This window comes from Nonomuraea sp. NPDC049607 (assembly GCF_040675375.1).
Taxonomy (GTDB): Bacteria; Actinomycetota; Actinomycetes; order Streptosporangiales; family Streptosporangiaceae; genus Nonomuraea.
The window spans coordinates 113760-139230 of sequence record NZ_JBFAOV010000020.1 but is presented as its reverse complement, the minus strand read 5'-3'; the positions used below and the strand labels follow the sequence as shown (position 1 = coordinate 139230).

Genomic DNA, 25471 nt, shown 5'->3' with positions numbered 1-25471 from the left:
CGACAGGACCCTCGGCCGCCCATTGCACAGAAGACTCGCTGAACAGACACTCGGCTCCAGAATCGACAATTCGAACAACGCGAGTGATCTTGTTGACGCAGGCGTGAACCTGTGTCGTGGCGGAGGAGGCAGTCGCCATGCCTCCGAGCGGCAACAGCGCCGCCGTCAGTACACCCACTGATGCGAGCATGGTCACCCGCCCGCGCTTCCCGGCACTCATCATGGCCTCCCGTTCCTGAAGTGATCTGCGCTCCTGACACCGACCCTTGGCAGGGCGGACCGATGCATCCTTTTGATCATGTGGGTGGACAGCCGTCAAGATCGGTGTGAGACGGCAGTCAGGCGACGGCACGGAAGGCGGGCGTCCCCCATGAACCCTCGGCCGGTGATGAGCCACGCAATGTCATGCGCAGCGGCGATCTGAGGACTCCGGCACCGCCCGCCACCTCGCCCAGCGCCCGCAGCAGCGCGGCCCTGCCGGAAACCGCACCCGCCCTCGTCGCGCCGCGACCGCTCCGACAACGTCCTTGGAACGCCCGCGCCCGCCAACAGTGGACGCAGGGGGCGCGGGGGGCGCGGGGGGCGCGGGGGGCGCGGGGGCGCGGGCGGAATGGGCGACGTGAAGGTCATGGGGGTGATGGGCGTTGTGCGGGCCGTGGGGACATGGGGGGTGGGAGCGCGGGGGGCGTCCCGGAGCGGGGGGACGGGGCGGGTCCGGAGGTGGGGGGGCGTGGGATCCTGAGGGGATGTTGCCCCCGATCGACGTGCTGCGCGAGCAGGTCACCGCTCATCTCACCGCCTTCGACCGCCGGGAGGTGCCGCCCGCCTCGGGGGTGCGCCGGGCGGCCGTGACGGTGTGCGTGCTGGAGGACGCCGGGCGCGTCCCGTACACGGTCCTGATCCGCAGGGCGGCGCGCGGGCGCAACCCCGGGCAGTGGGCGCTGCCGGGCGGGCGGCTCGACGAGGGCGAGCTGCCGGTGGAGGCGGCGCTGCGGGAGCTGGCGGAGGAGGTCGGGTTGACCGGCGTGCAGGTGGCCGGGCTGCTCGACGACTTCGTCGCCGACTCCGGGTTCGTGATCACCCCGGTGGTGGCGTTCGGCGGCCGGCAGGAGCCGGTGGGGGACGCCCACGAGGTGGCCTCGGTGCACGCGGTCCCGCTGGAGCGCTTCCTGGCGCCCGGGGTGCCCCGCTGGCAGGGCGAGATGCTGCAGATGCCGCTCGGGCCGGGCATCGTGATCCACGCGCCGACCGGGGCGATCCTGTGGCAGTTCGCCGAGGTGGCGCTGCGCGGACGCGAACAGCGGGTGTTCGACGTCGCCCAGCCCCACTGGACGAGAACCTGACCCTCCCACCGGACCACGCCCAGAACCCGAGCGGCTCAGAAGGGGCCGGTCAGTTCGCCGAGTTTGCCGGTCAGCTCCAGGTTGGCCGCGTAGTCGACGGGCACCGCGATCACCGACACCGTCTCGTCGGCCAGCGCCTTGCGCAGCGTGGGAAGCAGTTCCCCGGCACTGCTGACCCGGTAACCGCGCGCGCCGAAGCTCTCGGCGTAGGCGACGAAGTCGGGGTTGCCGAAGCGGATGCCCGAGTGGCGGCCGAGCTCCAGGTCCATCTTCCACTCGATCAGCCCGTACGCGTCGTCCACCCACACCAGAACCGTGATCGGGATGCGCTCCCGTACGGCCGTCTCCAGCTCCTGGGAGTTCATCAGGAACGCCCCGTCGCCGGTGGCGGCCAGCACCTTGCGCCGCGGGAAGGCCAGCTTGGCGGCCAGCGCCCCCGGCACGGCGAATCCCATCGAGGACAGCCCGTTGGAGACCAGCATCGTGTTCGGCTCGTACGTCGGGTACATGCGGGCCATCCACATCTTCACCGCCCCGGTGTCGGCCAGGACGATGTCCTCGCGGCCCATGGCCTCGCGGATGTCGGCGACCACGCGTCGCGGCGAGAGCGGGAAGCCGTCCTCCGAGCGCCCCTGCTCCAGTTCCTCGCGCATCAGCCGGCGGATCTTCTCTCCGGTGCCGTTGACCTCGAAGCGGCGGGGGACGGCGTCGGCGAGCGCGTCCAGGGAGCGGGAGATGTCGCCGTGGACGCCCACGTCCACCGGGTAGTGGTCGTCGACCTCGGCGGGGAACCGGTGCAGGTGGATGATCTTCTTGTCCCGGTTCGGGTTGATCTTGACGGGGTCGAACTCCTGCAGCTCGTACCCGACGCTGATCAGCACGTCGGCCTCGTCGAAGCCGAAGTTGACGTAGTCGTGCCGCATGAAGCCGACCGCGCCCAGCGCGTGCCTGTGGTCGTCGGGGAAGACGCCCTTGCCGTTGAACGTGGTGGCCACCGGCAGCCCGAGCCGCTCGGAGAAGCGCACCAGCGCGGCGGAGGCCCCGGCCCGGCCGGCGCCGTGCCCGGCGAGCACGATCGGCCTGCGCGCGCCGGCCAGTACGTCGGCCGCGCGGGCGATCTGGGCGGCCGAGGGGTCCTGGGGGCGTACGACGTTGACGGGCAGCGGGCCGAGGTCGGCCGGCACGGGGGCCGACTCGACGTCCTCGGGGATGGCCAGGTAGACCGCGCCGGGCCGCTCGGTCTGGGCGGTCTTGAACGCCTTGCGGATCATCTCGGGCAGCGCCAGGGCCGTCGGCGCCATGTCCGCCCATTTGGTGATCGGCCGGAACAGCGACACCAGGTCGACCACCTGGTGCGACTCCTTGTAGATGCGGTCGAGCCCGACCTGGGCGGTGATCGCCACGACGGGGGTGCTGTTGGTGGTGGCGTCGGCCACGCCGAGCTGCAGGTTGATCGCGCCGGGGCCGAGCGTGGCCGAGGCCACCCCCGCCTTGCCGGTCAGCCTGCCGTAGATCTCGGCCATGAACGCCGCGCCCTGCTCGTGCCGGACGAGGATGTAGCGGATGGAGGAGTCGTTGAGCGCGTCGACGAAGTGGATGTTCTCCTCACCGGGGATGCCGAAGACGTACTCGACGCCTTCCGCCTCCAGGGCTCGCACGATCAGATGGGCCGCGTCCGCCTGCGGAGACATGGGTAACGCCTTCTTTCATGAGCGACTGCGTCCCTGACAGCACCGGGGAGGCGCGCTTCATTCCGGAGGCGTCCCTGTGCCCGCGCGACGGCGGATTCACGCGGGCACAGCGGGTCAGGAGCCCAGCGCGCGCGTGGCCAGCGCGCCGAGGACCATGCCGACGATCATGCAGGCCGCGGCGGCGATGGCGGCCCACTTGCCGAGGGGCTCGCCACGGGTGTGGCCGACGATGCCCAGCACGATGCCGGCCAGGCCGAACAGGATCGGTATGAACAGGACGGCCACCGCGGCGCTGACGAACCCGATGATCGACAGGATCTGGGCGCCCTGCCGCGGCTGCGGCGGCCGGCCGTAGGGCGGCGGTTGCGGCCGGCGCCCCTCACGCGTGTGCTCGTCGTCGCCTGGCGGCGGGTCTTGCGAAGCGGTCATCTCCGGCTCCCTCGTGAAGTGAATCACATCACACACCAGAGCCGTGGGCCTGTCGAGCCGCCGAGTCCAGACATCTGCCCATTTCAGAAGGCTTATGACGGGCGGGAAAGCTGCGGGGGAAGGGCTTCGGCGTGGACCACGTCGAGCCGGGAGACCGCGCGGGTGAGGGCGACGTACAGGCGGTTGAGGCCGCGCGGCTCGGCGGCGACGACGGCGGCCGGCTCGGCCAGGACCACGTGGTCGTACTCCAGCCCCTTGCACATCGAGGCGGGCAGGACGCTCAGCCGCTCGCCGAGGTCCAGCCCTTCGTCCCAGAGCGCGCAGGTGATCGCCTCGACGTGGGCGTCGGCCGCGATCACCCCGATCGACCCCTCGAACCCGCGCGCCTCCCGTACGGCCTCCACGACCCCCTTCTCCAGCCCCGCGGTCGCGATGACGCGCAGCCTGCCGTCGGAGCGGTAGGAGCGGGTGAGCGGCACGTCGGCGTCGAGCGCGGCCAGCAGCGTGTTGGCCAGCTCCACGACCACGCCGGGCACCCGGAAGCCGGTGGTCAGCTCGACGATCCGGCCGTCGGGCCTGCCGAGCAGCTCCAGGTGCTCCGGCCACGAAGCCGCCGCCCACGGCGTGGTGCCCTGGGCCAGGTCGCCGAGCACGGTCAGGGAGCCGTGCTCGCTGCGCCTGGCGACGGCGCGGCACTGCATGGGCGACAGGTCCTGCGCCTCGTCCACGATGACGTGGCCGTAGCCGCGGGGACGTTCGAGCAGGCCGGCCAGCTCGTCCAGGAGCACCAGGTCGGCCTCGGTCCATTTGGCGCTCTTGACGCCGCGCGGCGGGCGGGACCAGGCGAGGGCGGCGCGTTCGTCGTCGGTCAGCAGGCCCTCGGGCGGGGCGCTGAGCACCTCGTGCAGCACGTCCTCGGGGCGGACGGCGGGCCAGGTCGCGTCGAGCGCCGGGGCCACCGCGCGGCCGGTCCTGCGTTCCCAGGCGGCGTTGCAGGTCAGGCCGCGGGCCTCGGCCTGCCGGCGCATCGCCGCCACCATCCTGGCCCTGACCCGGTCGCGGCCGACCCCGTACGGGAGCGCGGCCCGCCGGGTGTCCTCCACGATGCGGCGCAGCTCGTCCTCGCCGACGCGCCAGCGGTAGGAGCCGTCGGCCACCACGACCGGCTCGGCGGGCCTGCGGATGCGGCCGTACAGGGCGCGGCGCAGCACCTCGGCCATGCGGACGTCGTGCTTGACCGCCGCGGCCCGCGCGGTGTCGACGGCCCGTACGGGGTAGGCGCCGAGCAGCCCTTCGAGGGTGGTCTGCTCGACGTCCACCTCGCCGAGCGCGGGCAGCACGGCCGCGATGTAGCCGAGGAAGGCCCGGTTCGGGCCGAGCACCAGGACGCCGGAGCGTTCGAGGCGGCGGCGGTGCGCGTACAGCAGGTAGGCGGCCCGGTGCAGGCCGACGGCGGTCTTGCCGGTGCCGGGGGCGCCCTGCACGCAGATCGTGGTGTCCAGGTCGGCGCGGACGAGGTCGTCCTGCTCGGGCTGGATGGTGGCGACGATGTCGCGCATCGGGCCGACGCGGGGGCGTTCGATCTCGGCGGCCAGGAGCGCGCCGCCGCCCTCCTCCCCCGCGCCCAGGCGTTCGTCCTCGAAGCCGGTCAGCGTGCTGCCCGACCAGCCGAAACGGCGGCGCACCTCGACGCCCTGGGGGTCGCGGGCGCCGGCGCGGTAGAACGCGCGCGCCACGGGCGCGCGCCAGTCGATCACCACGGGCGGCCCGCCGTGCTCGCCGGTGATGTGCCGCCGGCCGATGTGGTACGACCGCCCGCGATGCTCGGCCGACTCCTGGCCGAAGTCCAGCCGGCCGAAGAACGGCGGCCCGTCGGGCTCCTCGCCCAGCTCCTTGGCCAGGCTCTTGAGGTGGCGGCCGAGCCGTTCGGCGCTGTAGCGGTCGCCGGCCACGGTCTCCCCGACGATCACGTTCTCGCGCGCGCCCTCCAGCATCCTGCGCAGCCCCGCCCTGCAGCGTTCGACGTGACGCCGTTCGTCGTCGAGCGTTCCCATGCACACCCCCAAAAGCGTTAACTCGGTTAAGTCATTAACCAGGTTAACACTTTGCTAGGCTGGCGACATGACAGGACTGCGGGAGCTGCAACGACGGCAGACGCACGAGGCCATCTCGACGGCGGCGATCGCGCTCTTCCTGGAACGCGGCTTCGACGAGGTGCCGGTGACCGAGATCGCGGCGGCGGCCGGGGTGTCCAAGCCGACACTGTTCAAGTACTTCCCGACCAAGGAGGACCTCGTCCTGCACCGGTTCGCCGACCACAAGGGCGAGGCCGCCCGCGTGGTGCGCGGACGGGGGGCGGACGAGCACCCGGTCGCCGCGCTGCGCCGCCACTACCTCGACGGCCTGGCCGCGCACGATCCGGTCACCGGGCTCAACGACCACCCCGAGGTGCTGGCCTTCCACCGCATGGTGTTCGACACCCCCAGCCTGGCCCTGCGGCTGTCCCACCACATGACCCAGGACGAGGCCGAGCTGACCGAGGCCCTGGCCGAGACCATGGACGAGCTGACCGCCACGCTGCTGGCCGCTCAGGTGCTGGCCGTGCAGCGGGTGCTCGCCCGCCGCACCTGGGCACAGCTCGCCGGGGGCCGCCCCCTGCCCGAGGCCGAGGCCGACGCGGTAAGCGCCGCCGAACACGCCTTCGCACAGCTCGCGGGCGGCCCGCCGCGCCGCTGAGCCCCGGCGCGCAGGTCACGCGTGCCCCATGTGGCGGGCACGATTACCTCCAACGCCGGAGGCTGTGCTTAACTCGGAAATGCCGATGTGGCTGTGTCCCCCGGGCCGCAAATTACCGCCTTCACGGAATACCGTTCGGCTGGAACCGTGTTGTGCATCTCGCCGAGGAGGCGACCACCACATCGGCCTTAAAGCTTTCCGGGCGTCCCGCTGCCTTAGGGTGGCATGGCCGACTGCCCATGATCCAGGAGAGCCCGTTGCTGTACGAAGTGGTCAAGTTCGCCGCCGCGCCGCTCGCCCACGCGATGTGCCGGCCGCACATCACCGGCGCCGCGAACGTGCCGAGGGTCGGCCCGGCCATCCTGGCGGCCAATCACCTCTCCGTGCTCGACTCCTTCCTGCTGCCCGCGCTGCTGCCCCGGCACGTCACGTTCACCGCCAAGAACGAGTACTTCGACGGCAACCCCGTCTCCGGCTTCTTCATGCGGATCGGCGGCAGCCTGCCGATCGACCGCGAGAGCGCCCACGCCGCCCAGGCGATGCTCGACGCCGCCGCCGAGCTGCTGGAGCGCGGCGAGCTGTTCGGCATCCACCCCGAGGGCACCCGCTCCCCCGACGGCCGCCTCTACCGCGGCAAGGTCGGCGTGGCCTGGCTGGCGCTCAAGACGGGCGCGCCCGTGCTGCCGGTGGCACTCAAGGGCACCGAGAAGGTGCTGCCGGTCGGGTCGAAGGTCCCCAGGCCCGCCAAGATCGGCATCTCCATCGGAGAGCCGATGCGCTTCGAGGGCGACCACACCAAGGCACGCGACCGGCGCCGGGTCACCGACGAGATCATGGAAGCCGTCCAGAAGCTGTCCGGCCAGGAGTACGTGCCCGCCTACGCCTCCAGCCACAAGGCCTCCGACGGGACGCCATGACGGATCACCGCTAGGCTTCTGACACCTGTCGTCGAGGACCGGGGGGCTGACCAGTGGCGCGGGGCCGTACCATCGCGATCGTGTCGGTGTCCGCAGTGCTGGTGGCGGGGGCCGCCGGCGGCGGCGCCTACTACCTGCTGCGCACCAAGGGCACACCGGGCGAGACGGCGCAGCGCTTCGCCGCCGCCTGGCAGGCGGGCGACAAGACCGCCATGACCGCCGAACTGGCGACACCGCAGCAGCTCACCGCCTACGACCAGCAGCGCAGCGCGCTCGGCGTCGAGTCGGCCACGGTCAAGCTGGGGCAGGTCGTCGAGGGCGACGGCCGGGCGCACGTCCCCTACAGCGCGACGCTGACACTGAAGAACATCGGCTCCTGGTCCTACGACGGGCAGATCGACCTCGTCGTGGCCGACCGCGCGTGGAAGGTCGACTGGCGGCCCACCGCGCTGCACCCGAAGATGACCTCCGGGGCGACGTTCGGCATCAAGACGAACTGGCCGCAGCGGGCCGGGATCACCGACGCCGACGGCGGCCGCATCGACGCGGGCACGTCCGGCGGCTCGGTGCAGCAGCTCGTCGGCTTCCTCGACAAGGCCACCAAGAAGGACGTCGCCAAGCTCGGCTCCTCCTACAAGCCCGGACAGGCCGTCGGGCGCGGCGGCCTGCAGGAGACGTTCCAGAAGCGGCTGGCCGGCACCCCCACCACCCAGATCCAGCTCGGCGGCAAGACGCTCGCCACCATCGAGGGCACCGACGGCAAGCCCGTCGAGACCTCGCTCGACCCGCAGGCGCAGGCCGCCGCCGTGGCCGCGGTCAAAGACGTCCCCAAGCCCACCTCCATGGTCGCCGTCCGGCCCTCCACGGGCGAGATCCTGGCCGTGGTCAACAACCAGGGCGGCTTCAACCGGGCCCTCGACGGCCGTTACCCGCCGGGCTCGACGTTCAAGGCGGTCACCGCCATCGGCCTGCTGGCGGCCGGCATGTCGCCCGGCGACACGGTCACCTGCCCGATGTACGCCACCGTGGGCGGGCTGAAGATCCGCAACTCCGAGAAGGAGGAGTTCGGCTCGCTGTCGTTCCTCGACTCCTTCGCCCACTCGTGCAACACCACCTTCGCGCCGCTGGCCGAACAGCGGCTCGGCGCCGACAAGCTGCTCAAGACGGCCGAAGGGGTCGGCTTCAACCAGCCGCTCAACATCGGCATGCCCGCCACGAAGGCCAGCTTCCCGAGGGCCCAGTCCGACGCCGAGCTGGCCGCCGAGTCCTTCGGCCAGGCCAGGATCACCGCGAGCCCCCTGTCGATGGCCTCGGTGGCCGCCGCCATCGCCGACGGCACCTGGCGGCCGCCCACGCTGGTGCCCTCGCTCAAGCAGAAGGCCGGCGAGAAGCCGCTGCCCAAGGGGGTCAAGGAGCAGCTGCACAGCATGATGGCGGCCGTGGTCTCCAAGGGCACCGCCAGGGCCAGCGGGCTGCCCGCCGGCACCCACGGCAAGACCGGCACGGCCGAGTTCGGCACCGGCGACAAGCTGGAGACCCACGCCTGGTTCATGGGTTTCAAGGGTGACGTGGCCTTCGCCGTGGTCGTGGAGGGCGGCGGCACGGGCGGCAAGGTCGCGGCCCCGGTGGCGGCGACCTTCCTCAAGGGCCTCTGAGTCCTCCTGTCTCGCTGACTCGCATGCGCGGGCCCACCATTGCATGCAATGTATGCAAACCGCTAGAGTCACGTCCCGTGCAGAGCGATGTGGCCTGGCGCCGGTTGCGGGAGCTGATTCTCGACGGGACCTACCCGCCGGGGGCGCGGCTGACCGAGATGGAGGTCGCGGCGACCCTGGAGATGAGCCGTACCCCGGTGCGCGAGGCGCTGCGGGCGCTGACCGCCGACGGGCTGGTGCGCCCGGCGGGGCGCGGGGTGGTCGTCGTGGCCCTGGAGGCGTCCGCGCTGGAGGACGCCTTCCAGGTGCGGGCGGCCCTGGAGGCGCTGACCGCCGAGCTGGCCGCCACCCGGCAGGGCGAGGGCCGCATCGCCCCCGCCGACCTGGTCTCGCTGCGCGAGGTCGCCGACGCCACGGCGGCCGCCACCGCGCAGGGCCGCCTCACCGAGGCCGTCGGGCTCAACCGCCGCTTCCACCGGCGGATCGCCGAGCTGGCGGCCAACGCCATCGCGCTGCACACCCTGGAGCGCGTCTGGGACCAGATCCAGGTGTCCACGCTGCGCTCGCTGGCGCCGCCGTCCCGTCCGGCGCACGTCTCCGGCCAGCACGAGCAGCTCCTCGCCGCGATCATCGAGGCCAGGCCGCAGGACGCGGCGGCCGTCGCCCGCGCGCACGTCCTCGACACCCGTGCCGTCACCCACAGAACGGACGAACCCACATGACCCGTCATCACACGTACGACGTCACCGTCACCTGGACCGACAGCAACGGCACCGGGACCAGCGACTACCGCACCTACGGCCGCGACCACGACGTGTCGGCCGAGGGCCCGCCGGTCATCGCGGGCAGCTCCGACCCCGCCTTCCGCGGCGACCGCACCCGCTGGAACCCCGAGCAGCTGCTGGTCGCCTCGCTCTCCCAGTGCCACATGCTCTGGTACCTGCACCTGTGCGCCGACGCGGGCGTCGTGGTCACCGCGTACGCCGACCGCGCGGCGGGCACCATGGCCGAGAACGGCGCCGGCGGCCGGTTCACCGAGGTCGTGCTCCGCCCGGAGGTGACCGTGGCCGCGCCGGAGATGGCCGAGACCGCCGCCCGCCTGCACGCGGACGCCCACAAGGCGTGCTTCATCGCCGCCTCGGTCAACTTCCCGGTACGCCACGAGCCGACCGTCCGCACGGCCTGAGCGTCACCGGAGCCGGACGCCGTCCGGGAACGGTCAGCGCGAGGCGGCCAGCGCCACGGCGGTGGCGGCCTCGTGCTGGAGCACCATGATCAACAGAGTGGCCACCAGCGTCGCGATGAGCACCCAGCTGATCACGATGATGACCGTCGACCGGCGCGGCCGCCTGCTGCCCGGCTGCCCCTTCGCCCTCGCCTCACCGCGACGGGCCCGCTCGTTGAACGACTCGAGCCGGGCGACGAGACGCGGATCGTCGTCGACGAGGTGCTGCTCGATCTGGGCCAGCATTCGCTCCTCGTCCTGCGACCAGGCCATAGACGCACCTCCGGAACGCAAGCACTGTGGCGTGTTCCTCCCCAACCATGAAGATCATTAGCCTTGGCGTGACCCCCTAATTACTGCCTCTTTTCGGTTTGCGATCACGCTCGAACTTTTGTTCTAATCATGGGATGCGCTGGGACAACCTGCGCCTGGCCGGGCCCGGTCAGGCCGATCCGGCCGTGCCGTTGTTCGCCCGCGGCGCGGTCACCCGTACGTTCGACACGCCCGAGTTCAGGGGGATGACCTTCTACGAGGTCCAGGCCCGGTCCATCATCAACCGGGTGCCGGGGGCCAGCCGGGTGCCGTTCGAGTACACGATCAACCCCTACCGGGGCTGCGGGCATCGCTGCGTCTACTGCTTCGCCCGCAAGACGCACGAGTACCTCGACCTCGACGCCGGGGCCGACTTCGACTCGAAGATCGTCGTCAAGGTCAACGCGGCCGAGCTGGCCCGCAAGGAGCTGGCCGCGGCCCGCTGGGGCGGCCACCACGTGGCCATGGGCACCAACGTCGACTGCTACCAGCGCGCCGAGGGCCGCTACCGGCTGATGCGGGGCATCCTGGCCGCCCTGCGCGACGCGGCGAACCCGTTCTCGGTGCTCACCAAGGGCACGCTGATCCTGCGCGACCTCGACCTGCTCACCGAGGCGGCCGAGGTCACCGACGTGAGCACGAGCGTGTCGGTCGGCTTCGTCGACGAGGCCGTGTGGCGCGGGGTCGAGCCCGGCACGCCCAACCCGCGCCGGCGGCTGGAGGCGTGCGCCACGCTCAACGACAACGGCGTGGCGTGCGGGGTGCTGATGGCGCCGATCCTGCCGTACCTGACCGACTCCCCCGCCCAGCTCGAACGCACGGTCAAGGAGATCGCCGAGGCCGGTGCGACCCACGTCGTCCCGATCGTCCTGCACCTGCGGTCCGGCGCGCGCGAGTGGTGGCTGAGCTGGCTCGGGCGCGAGCACCCGCGTCTGGTTCCGCGCTACCTGGAGCTGTACGGCCGCGGCGCCTACGCCCCCACCTCCTACCAGGACCGCGTCGTGGCCCAGGTCAGGGAGCTGGCCGAACGCCACGGCGTCGGCAGGGCCACCCCGGCCATGGCCCGCCGCGTGCCGCCCCGCCCGATCCCCGCCGCCGTCGCCGAGCCGGAGCAGCTTCGCCTGTTGTGACCCGGTTTAAATCGGTGGCCGGCCCCTCCGCCTCGGTGACAGGATGACCGGGCACTTGCCGGACGACGTTCAGGAGCATGAGATGCGGCGCCGCCCAGAGATCTTCCAGCGCCCCATTGGCACGAGAGTTCTCGAGGGCTCCACCACTCATGCACATCCTGAACATCGGCATCCTCGCGCACGTGGACGCGGGCAAGACCAGCCTCACTGAGCGGCTGCTGTTCGAGAGCGGGGCCATCGCGCGCCTCGGCAGCGTCGACGACGGCAGCACGCAGACCGACAGCGGCGAGATCGAACGCCGCCGCGGCATCACCATCCGCTCGGCGGTCGCCTCGTTCACCGTGGGCGACCTGCGGGTCAACCTGGTGGACACCCCCGGCCACGCCGACTTCGTGGCCGAGGTCGAACGCGCGCTCGACGTGCTCGACGGCGCCGTCCTGGTGCTGTCGGCCGTGGAGGGCGTGCAGCCGCACACGCGGGTCCTGATGAAGACGTTGCGGCGGTTGCGGCTGCCCACGCTGATCTTCGTGAACAAGATCGACCGGGTGGGGGCCCGGGAGGCGGGGGTGCTCGCGGAGATCCGGCGGTGGTTGTCGCCGCGGGCGGTTCCGTTGAGCACGGTTTCCGGCATCGGCGGGCCGGGCGCCGCCACGCGTCCCTTCGCCTTCGCTCCCCCGGCCTTCCGGGGGGCTCGCGGCCTTTCGGGGGCGGCGGGCGGGGGCTCGGAGGAGGTGGTGCGGGCCGGTGGGCCCGTCGAGGCGGAGGCCGTCCGCGCGGACGCCCGCCGCGCAGAGGACCGTCGCGCAGAGGACCGTGACGTGGAGGCCCGTGACGTGGAGGCTCGGGCGGTCGAGGCGGTCGAGGTGTTGGCCGACGGAGATGACGGGCTGCTGGAGTTGCTGGTCGACGGGGTGGTTCCGGGGCCGGGGCGGGTGCGGGAGGCGCTCGCGGCGCAGTGCGCGGTGGGCGAGGCGCATCCCGTGTCGTTCGGGTCGGCGATCACCGGCCAGGGGGTGGCCGAGCTGCTGGGGGCGATCCGGCTGCTGCCCGCGGCTCCCCAGCCGCCGACCGGCTCGGACGAAGCCGACAGCCGCACCACGACGGCCAAGCCGACCACGACGGACGCGATGGCCACGACAGGCGCGACAACCAGGACTTCCACGAAGCCCACGGCGGGCGCGGCGGGCGCGGCGGACGCGGCGGGCGCGGTCGGCAGGGGTCTCACGAGGGCTACGGTGTTCGCGGTGGAGCGGGGGCGGGCCGGGGAGAAGGTGGCCTATCTGCGGCTGCGCGGCGGGGAGTTGCGGGCGCGGCAGCGGGTGACGTTCCTGCGCCGCGAGCCGGGTGGGGGCGTCCACGCCTACGAGGGGCGTCCGAACGGGGTGGCCGTGGTGGGGTCAGGGGCGCGGGTGGCGGTGGCGGGGGACATCGCCACGGTCCGGGGGGTGCCGGAGATCCGGGTCGGCGACCGGCTGGGCGAGCCCGGCCCGGCAGGGCAGGCCCACTTCGCCCCGCCCAGCCTGGAGACCGTCGTACGCCCCCGGATCCCCGGCCAGGAGCCGCGCCTGCACGCCGCGCTGGTCGCGCTGGCCGAGCAGGACCCCCTGATCGGCACCCGTACACTGCCCGGCGGCGGGACGGCGGTCCTGCTGTACGGCGAGGTCCAGAAGGAGGTCATCGGCGAGACCCTGGCCAGGGACTTCGGCGTGGAGGCCGAGTTCGAGCCGAGCCGGCCGGTCTACTTCGAGCGCCCGTCGGGCACCGGCGCGGCCCGGGAGGAGATGCGTCAGGCCGGAGGCGCGTTCATGGCGACCGTGGGCCTGCGTGTGGAGCCCGCCGCGCCGGGCTCGGGCGTGCTCTACCGGCTGGAGGTCGACCTCGGCTCGCTGCCGCCGGCCTTCCACCGGGCGATCGAGGAGGGCGTACGGCACACGCTGGGCTCGGGGCCGCGGGGATGGCCGGTGACGGACGTGCTGGTCACGCTCACCGCGACCGGGTACGCCTCTCCGGTCACGGCGGCGGGCGACTTCCGCGGGCAGGCGCGGGCCGTGCTGACCGAGGCCCTGCGCAGGGCCGGGACCAAGGTCTACGAGCCGTGCCACCGCTTCGAGCTGGAGGTGCCCGCCGACGCGTTCGCCACCGTGTCGGCGGCCCTGGCCGGGCTGGGCGCCGCCCTGGACGGCACGAGCAGGCGGGCCGAGACGTGGGTGCTCGAAGGCGAGATCCCGGCGGCGTCCGTGCACGAGGCCGAGCGGCGGCTGCCGGGCCTGTCGCACGGCGAGGGCATGTGGTGGTCGCGACCGTCCGGAGATCGCCCGATTCGCGCGCGATAGGCAGAATGTCGGATTTCGGGGATAGATGGGTATTTAACCGCCATAGTGTGCCAATCGGGCGCAACCGTCACAGGGGGAAGACGATGGCTGACACGAAGAAGAAACCTGCCACTAAGTCCGGCAAGGCCAAGAAGCAGGCCATCAAGACCAACCGGCAGGCCAAGGAGACCAAGAAGGAAACGAGAAGGACCGACGAGGGATGACCCCGTGAGGTGAATCGCGCAGCCGGGGGCCGGCGGCCCCCGGCTGTCCGGTGGAGGAGGAGCTGCGCACATGTCGGCCTATCTCCGCTTTCCCACTGTCTTTCAGGACGTGGTGGTCTTCGCCGCCGAGGACGACCTGTGGATGGTCTCGGCCCAGGGCGGCCGCGCCTTCCGCCTCACCGCGGGCGCGGCCGAGGCCGGCTATCCGCGCATCTCGCCGCGCGGCGACCAGATCGCGTTCGTCGGCCGTGAGGAGGGCCCGGAGGAGGTGTACGTGATGCCGGTCGTCGGCGGCGCCGCCCGCCGGGTCACCTTCCACGGCGCGCGCTGCACGGTCACCGGCTGGGACCACGAGGGCCGCATCCTCTACGCCAGCGACCAGTCCCAGCCGTTCGCCGGGCGCAAGTGGCTGCACCGGGTGACGCCGGGCGGGGTGCCGCAGCGGCTGCCGTACGGACCGGCGAACTCGATCGCCTACGGCCCCGACGAGATGATCGTGCTCGGCCGCAACACGGCCGACCCCGCGCGGTGGAAGCGCTACCGCGGCGGCACGGTCGGCGACCTGTGGATCGACACCGACGGCGACGGCGAGTTCAGGCGGCTGATCCGGCTGCCGGGCAACCTGGCCTCGCCCTGCTGGAGCGGGCGGCGGGTCTGCTTCCTGTCCGACCACGAGGGCGTCGGGAACGTCTACTCCTGCCTGCCCGACGGCCGGGACCTGCGCAAGCACACCCACCACGACGACTACTACGCGCGCAACCTGTCGAGCGACGGCCACCGGCTGGTCTACCACGCCGGCGCCGACCTGTACCTGCTGGAGCCGGACGAGGAGCCCAGGCGGCTGGAGGTGCGGCTGGCCAGCTCCAGGACGCAGCGCAACCGCCGGTTCGTCGACGCCGAGGACTTCCTCGACAGCGCGACCCTCAGCCCGGACGGCAGCGCGCTGGCGATCACCTCGCGCGGCAAGGCGTACGCGATGGCCGACTGGGAGGGCCCGGTCAGCCAGCACGGCGAGCCGGACGGCGTCCGCTACCGCTTCCTGACCTGGCTCAACGACGGCGTACGGCTGATCGCCGCGGCCAGCGGCGAGGCCGACGAGGAGACGCTGGTCATCCTGGAGGGCAGCGAGGGCGGCTGCGGCGTCGAGGTGGCCAGGCTGGGCCGGATCAACGAGCTGGTCCCCGACCCCGCGCACGACCGCGTGGCCGTCGTCAACCACCGCCACGAGCTGCACCTGCTGGACCTGGCCACGGGCGCGGCCACCCTGGTGGAACGCAACCCGCACGGGCCGCCCGAGGACCCGGCCTGGTCGCACGACGGGCAGTGGCTGGCCTACGCCGGGCCGCTCAACGCCCAGACCACCGCGATCAAGCTGCACCATCCGGAGACCGGCCGGACGGTGGCCGCCTCCGAGCCGGTGCTCAAGGACTCGATGCCGGCCTTCGACCCGCAGGGCCGCTACCTGTACTTCATCGGCCAGCGGGTCTTCTCGCCCGTCTACGACCAGTTGCAGTTCGACCTGGGCTTCCCGCTGGGCACCCGGCCGTACGCGATCGCGTTGCGGGCCGACGCGCCGGACCCGTTCGTGCCCGGACAGCGCCCGCTCAACGGCAAGGACGACGACGAGGACGAGCCGGAGGAGGCCGTCCGGGTGGACCTGGACGGGCTGGCCGCCCGCGTCACCGCGTTCCCGCTGCCGGAGGGCCGCTACGAGGGCGTGGCCGGTCTCAAGGGCAAGGCGCTGCTGCTGACCAGCCCGCTGGAGGGCGAGAACACCCTGCACCTGTACGACTTCGCCAAGGGCAGGAACGAGACGTTCGCCGACGGGGTCACCGCGTTCGAGCTGGGCCGCGACCACAAGACGTTGCTGTACCGGGCCGGGAGCCGACTGCGCGTGGTCAAGGCCGGCGAGGTGCCCGAGCACGACGACGACCCGCCGGGACGCGAGAGCGGCTGGATCGACCTGTCGCGCATCAAGGTGTCGGTGGCGCCGGAGTCGGAGTGGCGGCAGATGTTCCGCGAGGCGTGGCGGCTGCAGCGGGAGAACTTCTGGACCGAGGACATGGCCGGCGTCGACTGGCCGGCCGTCTTCCGGCGGTACGAGCCGCTGGTGGACCGGGTCACCACCCGGGGCGAGTTCTCCGACCTGCTGTGGGAGCTGCACGGCGAGCTGGCCACCAGCCACGCCTACGAGAGCGGCGGCGAGTATCGCCCGGGGCCCGACTACAGCCAGGGCAAGCTGGGCGTCGACTGGGACTTCCGCGACGGCGTCTACCACATCCACGCGATCGTCACCGGCGACCGGTGGGACCCCGAGGCCACCTCGCCGCTGAACCGGATGGGGCTCGACGTACGGCCGGGGGACGCGGTGCTGGCCATCAACGGCGCGCCCATCGGCCGCGCGGCCACCCCGAACGAACGGCTGGTCAACCAGGCGGGCGAGGAGGTCGAGCTGACCCTGCGGCGCGAGGAGCGGGTCTTCACCGTGACCGTGCGCGCGCTGGCCGACGAGCAGCCGGCCCGCTACCGCGACTGGGTCAACCTCAACCGCGCCGAGTGCCACGCGCGTTCCGGCGGCCGCATCGGCTATCTGCACGTCCCCGACATGGGCACCGAGGGGTTCGGCGAGTTCCACCGCGGCTTCCTGGCCGAGTACGACCGGCACGCCCTCATCGTGGACGTGCGCTTCAACGGCGGCGGGCACGTCTCGGCGCTGCTGCTGGAGAAGCTGGCCAGGCGGCGGCTCGGCTACGACTACCCGCGGTGGGGCGATCCGGAGCCGTACCCGCCGGAGTCGCCGCGCGGGCCGCTGGTGGCCATCACCAACGAGTGGGCGGGCTCGGACGGCGACATCTTCAGCCACACCTTCAAGCTGCTCAAGCTGGGCCCGCTGGTCGGCAGGCGCACCTGGGGCGGCGTGATCGGCATCTGGCCGCGCCACCGGCTCGCCGACGGGACCGTCACCACGCAGCCGGAGTTCTCCTTCGCCTTCGACGACGTCGGCTGGCAGGTGGAGAACTACGGCACGGACCCCGACATCGAGGTGGACATCACCCCGCAGGACTACGCCAGGGGCGTGGACACGCAGCTCGAACGGGCCATCGACGTCGCCCTGAGCCTGCTGGCCGAGCATTCGCCGCATACGCCCGATCCGTCGCATCGGCCGGGGATGCAACCTTAGGAACCTGTTCGGCGTCTAAAGATCATAGGCGGGGAAAGCGCACAGGGGATGACGTGTGCACTCCGCTCGCGCGCGGCCCGACGACCGGGACCGCGTGTTCGCGAATGCAACCGAGCACAAGGGGGATCGTCCAGGTGCGCGCACTGGCACGCAGGGGGAAGTCGGCGATGGTCCGGTTGTACCGGGGGTACAACCGCCGCAAGGCACGCAACGCGCCACCTCCGTCGACCGACCGCATCCGGATCCTGCTCCTGCACGCCAACGGCATGGGCGGCACGATCAGGACGGTGTTCAACCTGGCCGGCTACCTGGCCGACAAGCACGACGTCGAGATCGTCAGCATCCTGAAGGAGGCCGAGGAGCCGTTCTTCCCGCTCGACCCGCGGGTGCGCCTGCGCTTCCTCGACGACCGGCTCAAGCCGAGCGCCGACCCGCTGCGGGCGATGTTGTCGAAGTTCCCGAGCAAGCTGATGCCTCCGGAGGAGACGGCCTACCACCGTTTCACCCTGTGGACCGACTACCGGCTGGCCCGCTACATCCGCTCGCTCGACAGCGGCGTGCTCATGGCCACCCGTCCCGGGCTCAACCTGGCCATGGCGCAGTTAGCGCAGCCGGGCGTGATCACCGTCGGGCAGGAGCACGTGGCCCTGCGCACCCAGGCCGAGCCGATCCAGAAGCTGATCAAGTGGCGTTACCGCCGCATGGACGCGCTGGTCACCCTCACCAAGGCCGACCTGCGCGACTACCGCAGCACGCTGCCGAAGAAGCCGAAGAAGCTGGCCCGCATCCCCAACGCCGTCCCGCCGATGACCGGCGGGGTGTCCCGTCTGGACGCCAAGGTCGTCGTCGCCGTGGGCCGGATGACCAGGCTCAAGGGCTTCCACCGGCTGATCACCGCGTGGGAGACCGTCGCCGCCGCGCATCCGGACTGGACGCTGCGCATCTTCGGCGCCGGGCCGCAGCAGGAGAACCTGGCCGCGCAGATCGTCGAGGCCGGGCTTGAGGGCAAGGTGGAGCTGCCGGGGCCGACCAGCGACGTGGGGGCCGAGCTGGAGAAGGCGTCGATCTTCGTGCTCAGCTCGAGGCACGAGGGCTTCCCGATGACGATCCTGGAGGCCATGGCCAAGGGGCTGGCCATCGTCAGCTTCAACAGCCCGCACGGGCCCAAGGAGATGATCACTGACGAGGTGGACGGGCTGCTGGTCAAGCCCCGTACCAACGCCAACCTGGCGACCTCGATCATCCGGGTCATCGAGGACGAGCCGCTGCGCCGGTCGCTGGCGGCGGGGGCGCTGGAGACGGCGCGGACCTACGACGTGGACGCCGTGGGCCAGAAGTGGGACGCGCTGCTGGCCGAACTGGTGGCCCGCCGCAACGGCACGTACGTGCGCCCGCCCCGGCCCGAACCCGCCGAGGTCGCCACGGCCGACGAAGCCGCCGAACCGGCCGAGCCCCGGATCTAGCGGGGCGAACGCCACAGCTCCGAGCCGGTGACCTCCACCGGCTCGGCCGCGACGTCCGCCGGGACGTGGCCCCGGGCGCGGGGGCGATCAGTGAGGGAAGCCTTCCCGTGTCAAATCCGGGAATGCCGGGAATTCTCTAGACAACTTCGCCCACGGGATCCACGGAGGGCTGCTTGGGCACGAAGGACGTCATCGCGTTGCTCGCCGGGGCGGTCATCGTCGTCTCCTTCGTCGGCAGCGCCAAGAGCCCCGCCGCCACCGCCGCCAGCCCCCTCAGCAACGCCAGCGGCACGCTGCCCGGCCTCGCCCCCGTCCTGTCCGACGGCGACAAGGCCAGGGCGCGCGCCCTGATCGCCCGCTTACGCGTCAAGAGCCGGGGCCCCAACACCGGCTACGCCCGCAGCCGGTACGGCGAGAACTGGGCCGACTCTGCCACCGGCGTCCCCTACGCGCGCAACGGCTGCCGCACCCGCGACGACCTGCTCGCCCGCGACGGCACCGGCGTCGAGTACCGGGCCGGGTCGAGGTGCGAGGTCGTCGCCATGAAGCTGACCGACCCCTACACCGGCCGGCTCATCTCCTGGCGCAAGGCCCAGGCCGACGAGGTGCAGGTGGACCACGTCGTGCCGCTCAACTACGGCTGGCGCATGGGCGCGCCGCGCTGGCCGATGGCCAAACGCCTCGACTTCGCCAACGACCCGCTCAACCTGTTACCCGTGGACGGCCGCGCCAACGAGGAGAAGGACGCCTCGGGCCCGTCGGGCTGGCTGCCTCCCCAGCGCAGCGTCCGCTGCGCGTACGTCACCCGATTCGCCCAGGTCGCGCTCAAGTACGACCTGCCCGTGACCAGGGCCGACAAGAACGCCATGCTCGCCCAGTGCCGCTAGCCCCGGTCCTCCGTCTCAGGGCCCAGGGAAGAAGAATCCGCCTTTCTCGGAAGAGGAGGAGAAAGCGATCGTTTTCTCTTCTTGCGAGGATCAATGACGTTAGGCAAGGGACTGCTGGCAGCGGTCCTGGCAGGCACGCTGACTGTGGGCGCGACAACGGGAACCGGCACGGCCGACGCGGGCCGGGAAGGGCCCGGGCAGCCGCGCTCCGGCACGGCGGGCAGTGTGACGCTGCTGACCGGCGACCGGGTCGTGGTCACGGGCAGGAGCTTCCAGGTGGAGCCGGGCGCGGACCGGGAGGTGCACTTCTCCTCCGGGTACCGCGACGGGCACCTGTACGTCGTCCCGTCCGACGCCGCGCCCCTGGTCGCCCAGGGGGTGCTGGACGAGCGGCTGTTCGATGTCACCCAGTTGCTCGCCTGGCGCTACGGCGACGCGGACACGCCCGACATCCCGCTGATCACACAGTCGCCGCAGGGAAGGGCCCCCGCGCTGCGAGGCGCGGCGGCCACCCGGCAACTGACCAGCCTGAACATGACGGCCCAGCGGGTGGCCAAGAAGAGCGCCGGCGAGACGTGGCGGAGCCTGCTCGGCGGGGCGTCCACGCTGGCCGCGGGCAAGGGCAGGATCTGGCTGGACGGCCGGCGTTCGTACACCCTGGATCGCAGCACCAAGCAGATCGGCGCGACCGAGGCGTGGCAGCGGGGTCTCACCGGACAGGGCGTCACGGTCGCGGTGCTCGACAGCGGGTACGACCCCACGCATCCCGACCTGAAGGACGTGGTCATCCAGTCGCGGAACTTCTCCGACGAGCCTGACATCACCGATCGAGTCGGACACGGCACGCACGTCACCTCGATCATCGCCGGCGCCGGCGAGAAGTACCGCGGCGTGGCGCCGGGAGCCCGCATCGCCTTCGGCAAGCTGGGCGAGCGCATCAGCGACTCCGCGATCCTGGCCGGGATGGAGTGGGCCGCCACGGAGGTCAAGGCCAAGATCGTCAACATGAGTTTCGGCGGCCCCGACGAACCCGGCCTCGACCCGATCGAGCAGGCGGTCAACACCCTGTCGCAAGCCACGGGCACCCTGTTCGTGGCGGCCGCGGGCAACGAGGGCGAGCAGAGCGGGGGCAGCGTGAGCAGCCCCGGCAGCGCCGACGCCGCGCTGACCGTCGGCGCGGTGGACCGCTCCGACCAGGTGGCCGACTTCTCCAGCACGGGCCCGCGCATCGGCGACCATGCGGTCAAGCCGGACCTCACCGCCCCCGGCGTGGACATCGTGGCCGCCGCCGCGGCGGGCACCGCCGACGAAACCCACGTGGCGATGAGCGGCACGTCGATGGCCAGCCCGCACGTGGCGGGAGCGGCGGCCATCCTCGCCCAGCGCCATCCCGACTGGACCGGGCAGCAGCTCAAGGCGGCGCTCGTCGGCAGTGCCCGGCCGACCGACGGCGCCACGCCGTACCAGCAGGGCACCGGGCGGGTGGACGTGCTCCGCTCGCTGGCCCAGGAGGTGATCGCCACTCCCACCGGCGTGTGGGCCGCCTTCCCCTGGGGCCGGCCCGGCGAGCGGCGGGCCACCGGGAAGATCACCTACAGCAACACCGGGGCCGCGCCCGTCACCCTGGACCTCGCGGACGGCTCCGACGTGCTCACGCTGTCGCCGCAGCGGCTGGAGGTGCCCGCGGGCGGGCAGGCGTCGGTCACGGTGACCATCGACGCCGAGGGCAAGGGCCCCGGCGACTATCCGGGCATCGTCACCGCCACGGCCGGTGACACGGTGGTCCGCACCCCGGCCGGGGCCTACGTGGAGCCGGAGTCCCATGACGTCACGGTGACCGTCAAGGGCAGGGACGGGGGGACCGCCGACGGGGTACAGAGCCTCGTCTACGACCAGGCGACCGGCGCGCAGCGCGGCCTCGTCTTCCACGGCGACACGGCCACGATCAGGCTGCCGAAGGGACGCTGGAACCTCTACACCGAGATCTGGGGGAAGGCGGAACGCAGCTTGACGCTCGCGCACCAGCCGTTCGAGATCGACGACGCCGACGTGTCGCTGACGGTCGACGGGAGCAAGGCGAAGCGGATGACGTTCACGGTCGACGACCCCACGGCCGTCCCCGATCCCGCGCTCTCCCTCTCCGTGGTCAACGGGCCCTGGAGAACCGCGATGATCGCGTTCGGCTACTCCGGCGGCTACTACCTCGTCCCGCTGCGGCAGCCGGGGCTCACCTACCTGGCCCAGACCGCCTGGACCAAGAAGGGCACGACGCCCAGCCCGTACCGCTACGACCTCGTCGACCAGCGTACGGACGGCTTCCCCGCCAACCCCGGGTACGCCGCGCGGACCCGGGACATGGTCAAGGCGACCGAGACCTACCGCTCGACCGTCCCGGGCGCCACCGGCACGCTGAACACGGGGCCGGTGCTGCCCGGCGGCGTCCTCTCGCCTGGATTGAGCACGTGGGAGGACATGCCGCTGCCGAGCCGCCTGACGCGCTACCTCACCCCGGGTTTCGCGTGGAACGACGAGTTCAGCACGGGCGGCCTGATCGAGCAGGGCACCGGCCCGGTGCGCGACAGGAACTTCACCCAGCTCTGGAACGCCGCGGTGACCGGCCCCTCGTTCGCCGTCTCCGGCGGCAGCCGGGCCGGCGACACCCTGGCCTTCCCCGCCGACGGGCTGTACAGCAGCGGAACCGCCGGACGTACCGGCATGGACGCGGCCGCGACCGGCACCCTCACCCTGACCGGGAACGGAAAGGAGATCGCCACGACCGGCATCGCCGGCTGCCTCCCCTACCGCAGCGAGGAGTGCACGCTCACCGCCACGTTGCCGCAGGCCGACACCGCCTACACGCTGACCGCCTCCTCCCGGCGGCCGGAGGCGAAGCTGTCCACGGCGGTCGACGCCGTCTGGACCTTCCGCTCCGCCCGTACGGCGAAGCCCGAGCCCCTGCCGCTGATGGCCGTGCGCTACACGCCGCAGGACCTCGATGACGACAACCGCGCCAAGCCGGGATCACGGACCACCATCCCGATCCGGGTCGAGCGCGCTCCCGGCGCCGGCCGGGCGGCGGTCTCCTCGATCAAGCTGGAGGCGTCCGCCGACGACGGCAGGACGTGGCGACCGGTGCCCGTCCGGGCGACCCGATCGGGCTGGACGGCACGGCTGGACAACCCCGCCACCGCGGGGTACGTCTCGCTGCGCGCGACCGTCACCGACAAGGCGGGCGACGGCGTCACCCAGACCGTGACCCGCGCCTACGCCGTGGGCTGACCCGTACGGCCGGTGAGCTGAGGCTCCCGGCGAATCACGACTCGTCCGCCCCCGGGCCTTCCAGCCCGGGGGCGGACGAGTGCGGGTGAGGAGGCCCGTCAGCGGTCGCGATCACCCGCGGGGCTCACGTCATCCCGCTTCAGCTCTTCACCGCAGGAAGCTGGTCCGTCCACTCGGTGGTCACGGAGATGAACCCGGCGCTGAACGCCATGTCGCCGTCGTCGACGAGGATGAGGGTGGCGCGGACCACCCGGGCCTTCTCGGGATCGATGACCACCTCGATGTCCATGCCGCCGTCGGGGTCCGGAAGGCTCAGACGCTGGCCGCCTTCGACCGCGCCCGCGTTCTCCACCCCCGGTGTCGCGGCAAGCGCGCGGAACGCGGCCGAGCGGACCGCCGCGGGCGTCGGCAGGTCGGTGATCAGCGCGAGCAGGGTGAGGGTGGGTTCGCCGCGGATCTCGGACGCGGACATGTCCGTCTCTTTGCCTTTGCGCGCGACGATCCACGCCTTCAGCGCCTCCGGGTCCGTCGGCAGCGCTTCGAGCTCCTCGAAGCTCACCTTGGCGCCCTTGAGCCTGAGCGTCTTCGAGTCCGGCGCCTGGATGACGGCGCCGGCGTGATCCCCCGGTACGGCCCTGGTCCAGCGCTTGCCGTCGCGCCTGGTCCAGCTCTCCTTCGGTGGGGCGTCCGACGCGAGCCACCGGCGCGTGACGTGCCAGTACGTCCCGGAGCCCTGGGGCGTACGTTCCGCGTGGACGGCGGCCATGAGCAGGACCTCCTTGCCCGTGACCGGTGCGCCGCCGTTCGTGGGCGCCCCCGTGGCGAACACGACCGCCGCGACGGCACCGGCGGCGGCCAGGGCGACACCTGGGACGAACCAGCCGGCACGCCGGCGTGCCCGGCCCGCCAGCACTCTTCGCTCCAGGCGCTCCCTGCCGCGCGCGACCGCCCCGGCGGACGGCTCCGGCTCGTCCAGCAAGGTGGCGATCTCTTCCAGGTCATCCATGGGTGGTCTCCTTGTCGGTGAGGGCCTGGATCTTGGCGCGGGCCCGGCTGAGCCGCGACCCCACGGTGCCGAGGGAAATGCCGAGCGCCTGGGCGATCTCGTTGTAGCTGAGCTGGCCCAGCGCCAGGAGCAGCAGCACGTCACGCTCGCCGCCGTTCAGCGAGGCGAGCGCCTTCGCCAGGTACGGCTGCGCGGTCGCGGACGTGACGACCCGGTTCTCGTGCCCCTCCACGACCGGCGCGGGGTCCAGCCGGGCCAGCGCCTTGTAGCGGCGGGCCTCCTTGTGGCGGTGCCTGGCCACCAGATTGGTGGCGAAGCCGAGCAGCCAGGGCCGCAAACCACCTATTTCCGGGTTGAACCGGTCACGCCGGTCGAACGCCAGCAGGAACGTCTCCGCCGCGATGTCCTCGGCCACCTGGCTGCCCAGGCGTCCCGCCACGTACCGGTAGACGTCATGGAAATACCGGTCGTACACGGCGGTGAACAGCTCAGGGTTCCGCCGGTAGCCGGCGACGAGGTCGGCGTCGGCCACCTGCTCGCCCACGTGGGCGGTCATGTGCCGGTCTTTGTCATGAGTGTGCCTTCCGGTGGGTGATCATTACATTCACCCACCCTTCGCGGCGCACGCGGCCTTTCTTCCCGACCGCCGACCCACGGCTGTGGCTAGCGGGGGTCCTCCCAGGTGAACCCGTGCTCGAACGTCTGCTCGGCCAGCGCCTTCTGACCGGCGAGGTTGGGGTGGAAGAAGTCCCACTTGCTGACGTGGCCGAGCGTGAACGGGAAGGAGAAGATCGCGCCCTCGTCGGTGTCGCAGGCCGGCCCCATGGCCTGGCACGCCTGCGCCGCCTCCTGGTTGTAGGCCATCACCCGCGCCCGCACCCGCGCCCGGCGCTCCACGTCGGCCTTCCTCATCGAGGCCGGGTCGGCCAGCATGGTCTGGCAGACCTTCCCGATGGTCCAGAACGTACGGGCCAGCGGGTTGCCCTTGCCGACCTGCCACAACCGCCGCAGGTCGGGGACGCTGGCGATGAACACCCTGGCCTGCGGCATGCCGGCGCGCAAGGCCGACAACGCGGCGTCCATCCGCCGGCGGTAGAGCGCGACCGGCGTCATCTCCCGCTCGGTGCGCTTGCAGGCGTCCTGGGCGCCTATGAGGATCGTCACATAATCGGCCTTCGCCTCGATCGCCTTGTTCACCTGGCCGAGCAGATCGGCGCTCGTCGAACCCGGCACGGCGAAGTTCTCGCGATGGAGCGTTCCAGCCAGACTCCGCAGCCGCAGGTAATGGCTGTCCACCGCCGCGTTGTCGCCCGCCGCCCACGAACGGGCCGCGCAGGAGACGTACCAGCCGCAGGAGTTGAAGCCCGTGGAGATCGAGTCGCCCAGCGCCGCCATCGTCTCAGGGACGGGCTGAGCTGCGGCGACGGCCTGCGCGGGCCCTGCGGCGGCCAGGACGAGGAGGGCGGTGACGACAGGGGAAAGGCGACCGATCATGGCCCCAAGGTAGGGAGTCGATCAAGGCGGCACCATGTCCTCAAGGCGAGGTCTGCCATTTCAGGACCGTCTTCCTATCACCGCTTGACACCCTGTACGCGGGCAGGTTGCCCACATCCCAGGTCAAGATCCGGTTTTTTCCTGGTTCGCGGGTAGTAACACCGCATTCACGGGGGTCCGAGTCGAA

The 25471-nt window shown here is 72.0% G+C and carries 19 protein-coding genes; 12 read left to right on the top strand and 7 right to left on the bottom strand.

Features of this window, described 5'->3' with window-relative positions; translation table 11 throughout:
• Positions 1–746 precede the first annotated feature (746 nt).
• The gene (locus AB0J97_RS32610; protein WP_364095778.1) at positions 747–1343 is read left to right on the top strand and encodes a CoA pyrophosphatase; all 597 of its coding nucleotides are present in this window, start codon (positions 747–749) and stop codon (positions 1341–1343) included.
• 35 nt (positions 1344–1378) lie between these two features.
• On the opposite strand, the gene AB0J97_RS32605 is transcribed toward AB0J97_RS32610, so the two are convergent.
• The 3 genes from AB0J97_RS32605 to AB0J97_RS32595 form a co-directional block, all read right to left on the bottom strand.
• A complete protein-coding gene (locus AB0J97_RS32605; RefSeq protein WP_364095775.1) occupies positions 1379–3034 on the bottom strand; it encodes an acetolactate synthase large subunit in 1656 nt (551 codons plus the stop codon).
• A 114-nt stretch (positions 3035–3148) separates the two neighbouring features.
• Positions 3149–3463 carry a hypothetical protein gene (locus tag AB0J97_RS32600; protein ID WP_364095772.1) on the bottom strand — a complete coding sequence of 105 codons (315 nt, stop codon included), beginning with the start codon at positions 3461–3463 and terminating at the stop codon, positions 3149–3151.
• Positions 3464–3555: 92 nt separating this feature from the next.
• Entirely contained in the window at positions 3556–5517 is a 1962-nt protein-coding gene (locus tag AB0J97_RS32595) for an AAA family ATPase (protein WP_364095769.1), read from the bottom strand.
• A 67-nt stretch (positions 5518–5584) separates the two neighbouring features.
• Here AB0J97_RS32595 and AB0J97_RS32590 point away from each other — a divergent pair, with 67 nt between their 5' ends.
• From AB0J97_RS32590 to AB0J97_RS32570, 5 genes are all read left to right on the top strand, one after another.
• On the top strand, positions 5585–6199 hold the full coding sequence (locus AB0J97_RS32590; RefSeq protein ID WP_364095766.1) for a TetR family transcriptional regulator: 615 nt from the start codon (positions 5585–5587) through the stop codon (positions 6197–6199).
• Positions 6200–6456: 257 nt separating this feature from the next.
• Positions 6457–7116, top strand: a complete 660-nt coding sequence (locus AB0J97_RS32585; protein ID WP_357710269.1) for a lysophospholipid acyltransferase family protein — start codon at positions 6457–6459, stop codon at positions 7114–7116.
• Between the two features lie 80 nt (positions 7117–7196).
• A complete protein-coding gene (locus tag AB0J97_RS32580) occupies positions 7197–8771 on the top strand; it encodes a penicillin-binding transpeptidase domain-containing protein (protein ID WP_364095763.1) in 1575 nt (524 codons plus the stop codon).
• A 77-nt stretch (positions 8772–8848) separates the two neighbouring features.
• Positions 8849–9493 (top strand): GntR family transcriptional regulator, encoded by a 645-nt coding sequence (locus AB0J97_RS32575; protein WP_364095760.1) that lies wholly within the window; start codon positions 8849–8851, stop codon positions 9491–9493.
• On the top strand, positions 9490–9957 hold the full coding sequence (locus AB0J97_RS32570) for an OsmC family protein (protein ID WP_364095757.1): 468 nt from the start codon (positions 9490–9492) through the stop codon (positions 9955–9957). The genes AB0J97_RS32575 and AB0J97_RS32570 overlap by 4 nt, the downstream gene beginning before the upstream one ends.
• A gap of 33 nt (positions 9958–9990) precedes the next feature.
• Here AB0J97_RS32570 and AB0J97_RS32565 read toward each other — a convergent pair whose 3' ends face one another.
• Positions 9991–10269, bottom strand: coding sequence for a DUF3040 domain-containing protein (locus AB0J97_RS32565; RefSeq protein WP_357710281.1), 279 nt, complete (start codon positions 10267–10269; stop codon positions 9991–9993).
• Positions 10270–10403: 134 nt separating this feature from the next.
• Between AB0J97_RS32565 and AB0J97_RS32560 the strand changes: the two genes are divergently transcribed.
• The 6 genes from AB0J97_RS32560 (at position 10404) to AB0J97_RS32535 (ending at position 22784) form a co-directional block, all read left to right on the top strand.
• A complete protein-coding gene (locus AB0J97_RS32560) occupies positions 10404–11438 on the top strand; it encodes an Rv2578c family radical SAM protein (protein WP_364095753.1) in 1035 nt (344 codons plus the stop codon).
• Between the two features lie 149 nt (positions 11439–11587).
• Positions 11588–13771, top strand: coding sequence for a translation factor GTPase family protein (locus AB0J97_RS32555; protein WP_364095750.1), 2184 nt, complete (start codon positions 11588–11590; stop codon positions 13769–13771).
• A 273-nt stretch (positions 13772–14044) separates the two neighbouring features.
• Positions 14045–17155 (top strand): PDZ domain-containing protein, encoded by a 3111-nt coding sequence (locus tag AB0J97_RS32550; RefSeq protein ID WP_364095747.1) that lies wholly within the window; start codon positions 14045–14047, stop codon positions 17153–17155.
• Positions 17156–17289: 134 nt separating this feature from the next.
• Positions 17290–18618 (top strand): glycosyltransferase family 4 protein, encoded by a 1329-nt coding sequence (locus AB0J97_RS32545; RefSeq protein ID WP_364095744.1) that lies wholly within the window; start codon positions 17290–17292, stop codon positions 18616–18618.
• Positions 18619–18791: 173 nt separating this feature from the next.
• Positions 18792–19505 carry an HNH endonuclease family protein gene (locus AB0J97_RS32540; protein WP_364095741.1) on the top strand — a complete coding sequence of 238 codons (714 nt, stop codon included), beginning with the start codon at positions 18792–18794 and terminating at the stop codon, positions 19503–19505.
• Positions 19506–19598: 93 nt separating this feature from the next.
• Positions 19599–22784, top strand: coding sequence for a S8 family serine peptidase (locus AB0J97_RS32535; protein WP_364095738.1), 3186 nt, complete (start codon positions 19599–19601; stop codon positions 22782–22784).
• Positions 22785–22923: 139 nt separating this feature from the next.
• Here the strand turns inward: AB0J97_RS32535 and AB0J97_RS32530 are convergent, their stop codons facing one another.
• The 3 genes from AB0J97_RS32530 to AB0J97_RS32520 form a co-directional block, all read right to left on the bottom strand.
• The gene (locus AB0J97_RS32530; RefSeq protein ID WP_364095735.1) at positions 22924–23790 is read right to left on the bottom strand and encodes a CU044_5270 family protein; all 867 of its coding nucleotides are present in this window, start codon (positions 23788–23790) and stop codon (positions 22924–22926) included.
• Complete coding sequence (locus AB0J97_RS32525; protein ID WP_357706892.1) at positions 23783–24346, bottom strand: RNA polymerase sigma factor; 564 nt, start codon at positions 24344–24346, stop codon at positions 23783–23785. The genes AB0J97_RS32530 and AB0J97_RS32525 overlap by 8 nt, the downstream gene beginning before the upstream one ends.
• Positions 24347–24453: 107 nt before the next feature.
• Positions 24454–25284 carry an SGNH/GDSL hydrolase family protein gene (locus tag AB0J97_RS32520; protein WP_364095730.1) on the bottom strand — a complete coding sequence of 277 codons (831 nt, stop codon included), beginning with the start codon at positions 25282–25284 and terminating at the stop codon, positions 24454–24456.
• Between the last annotated feature and the right edge of the window lie 187 nt (positions 25285–25471).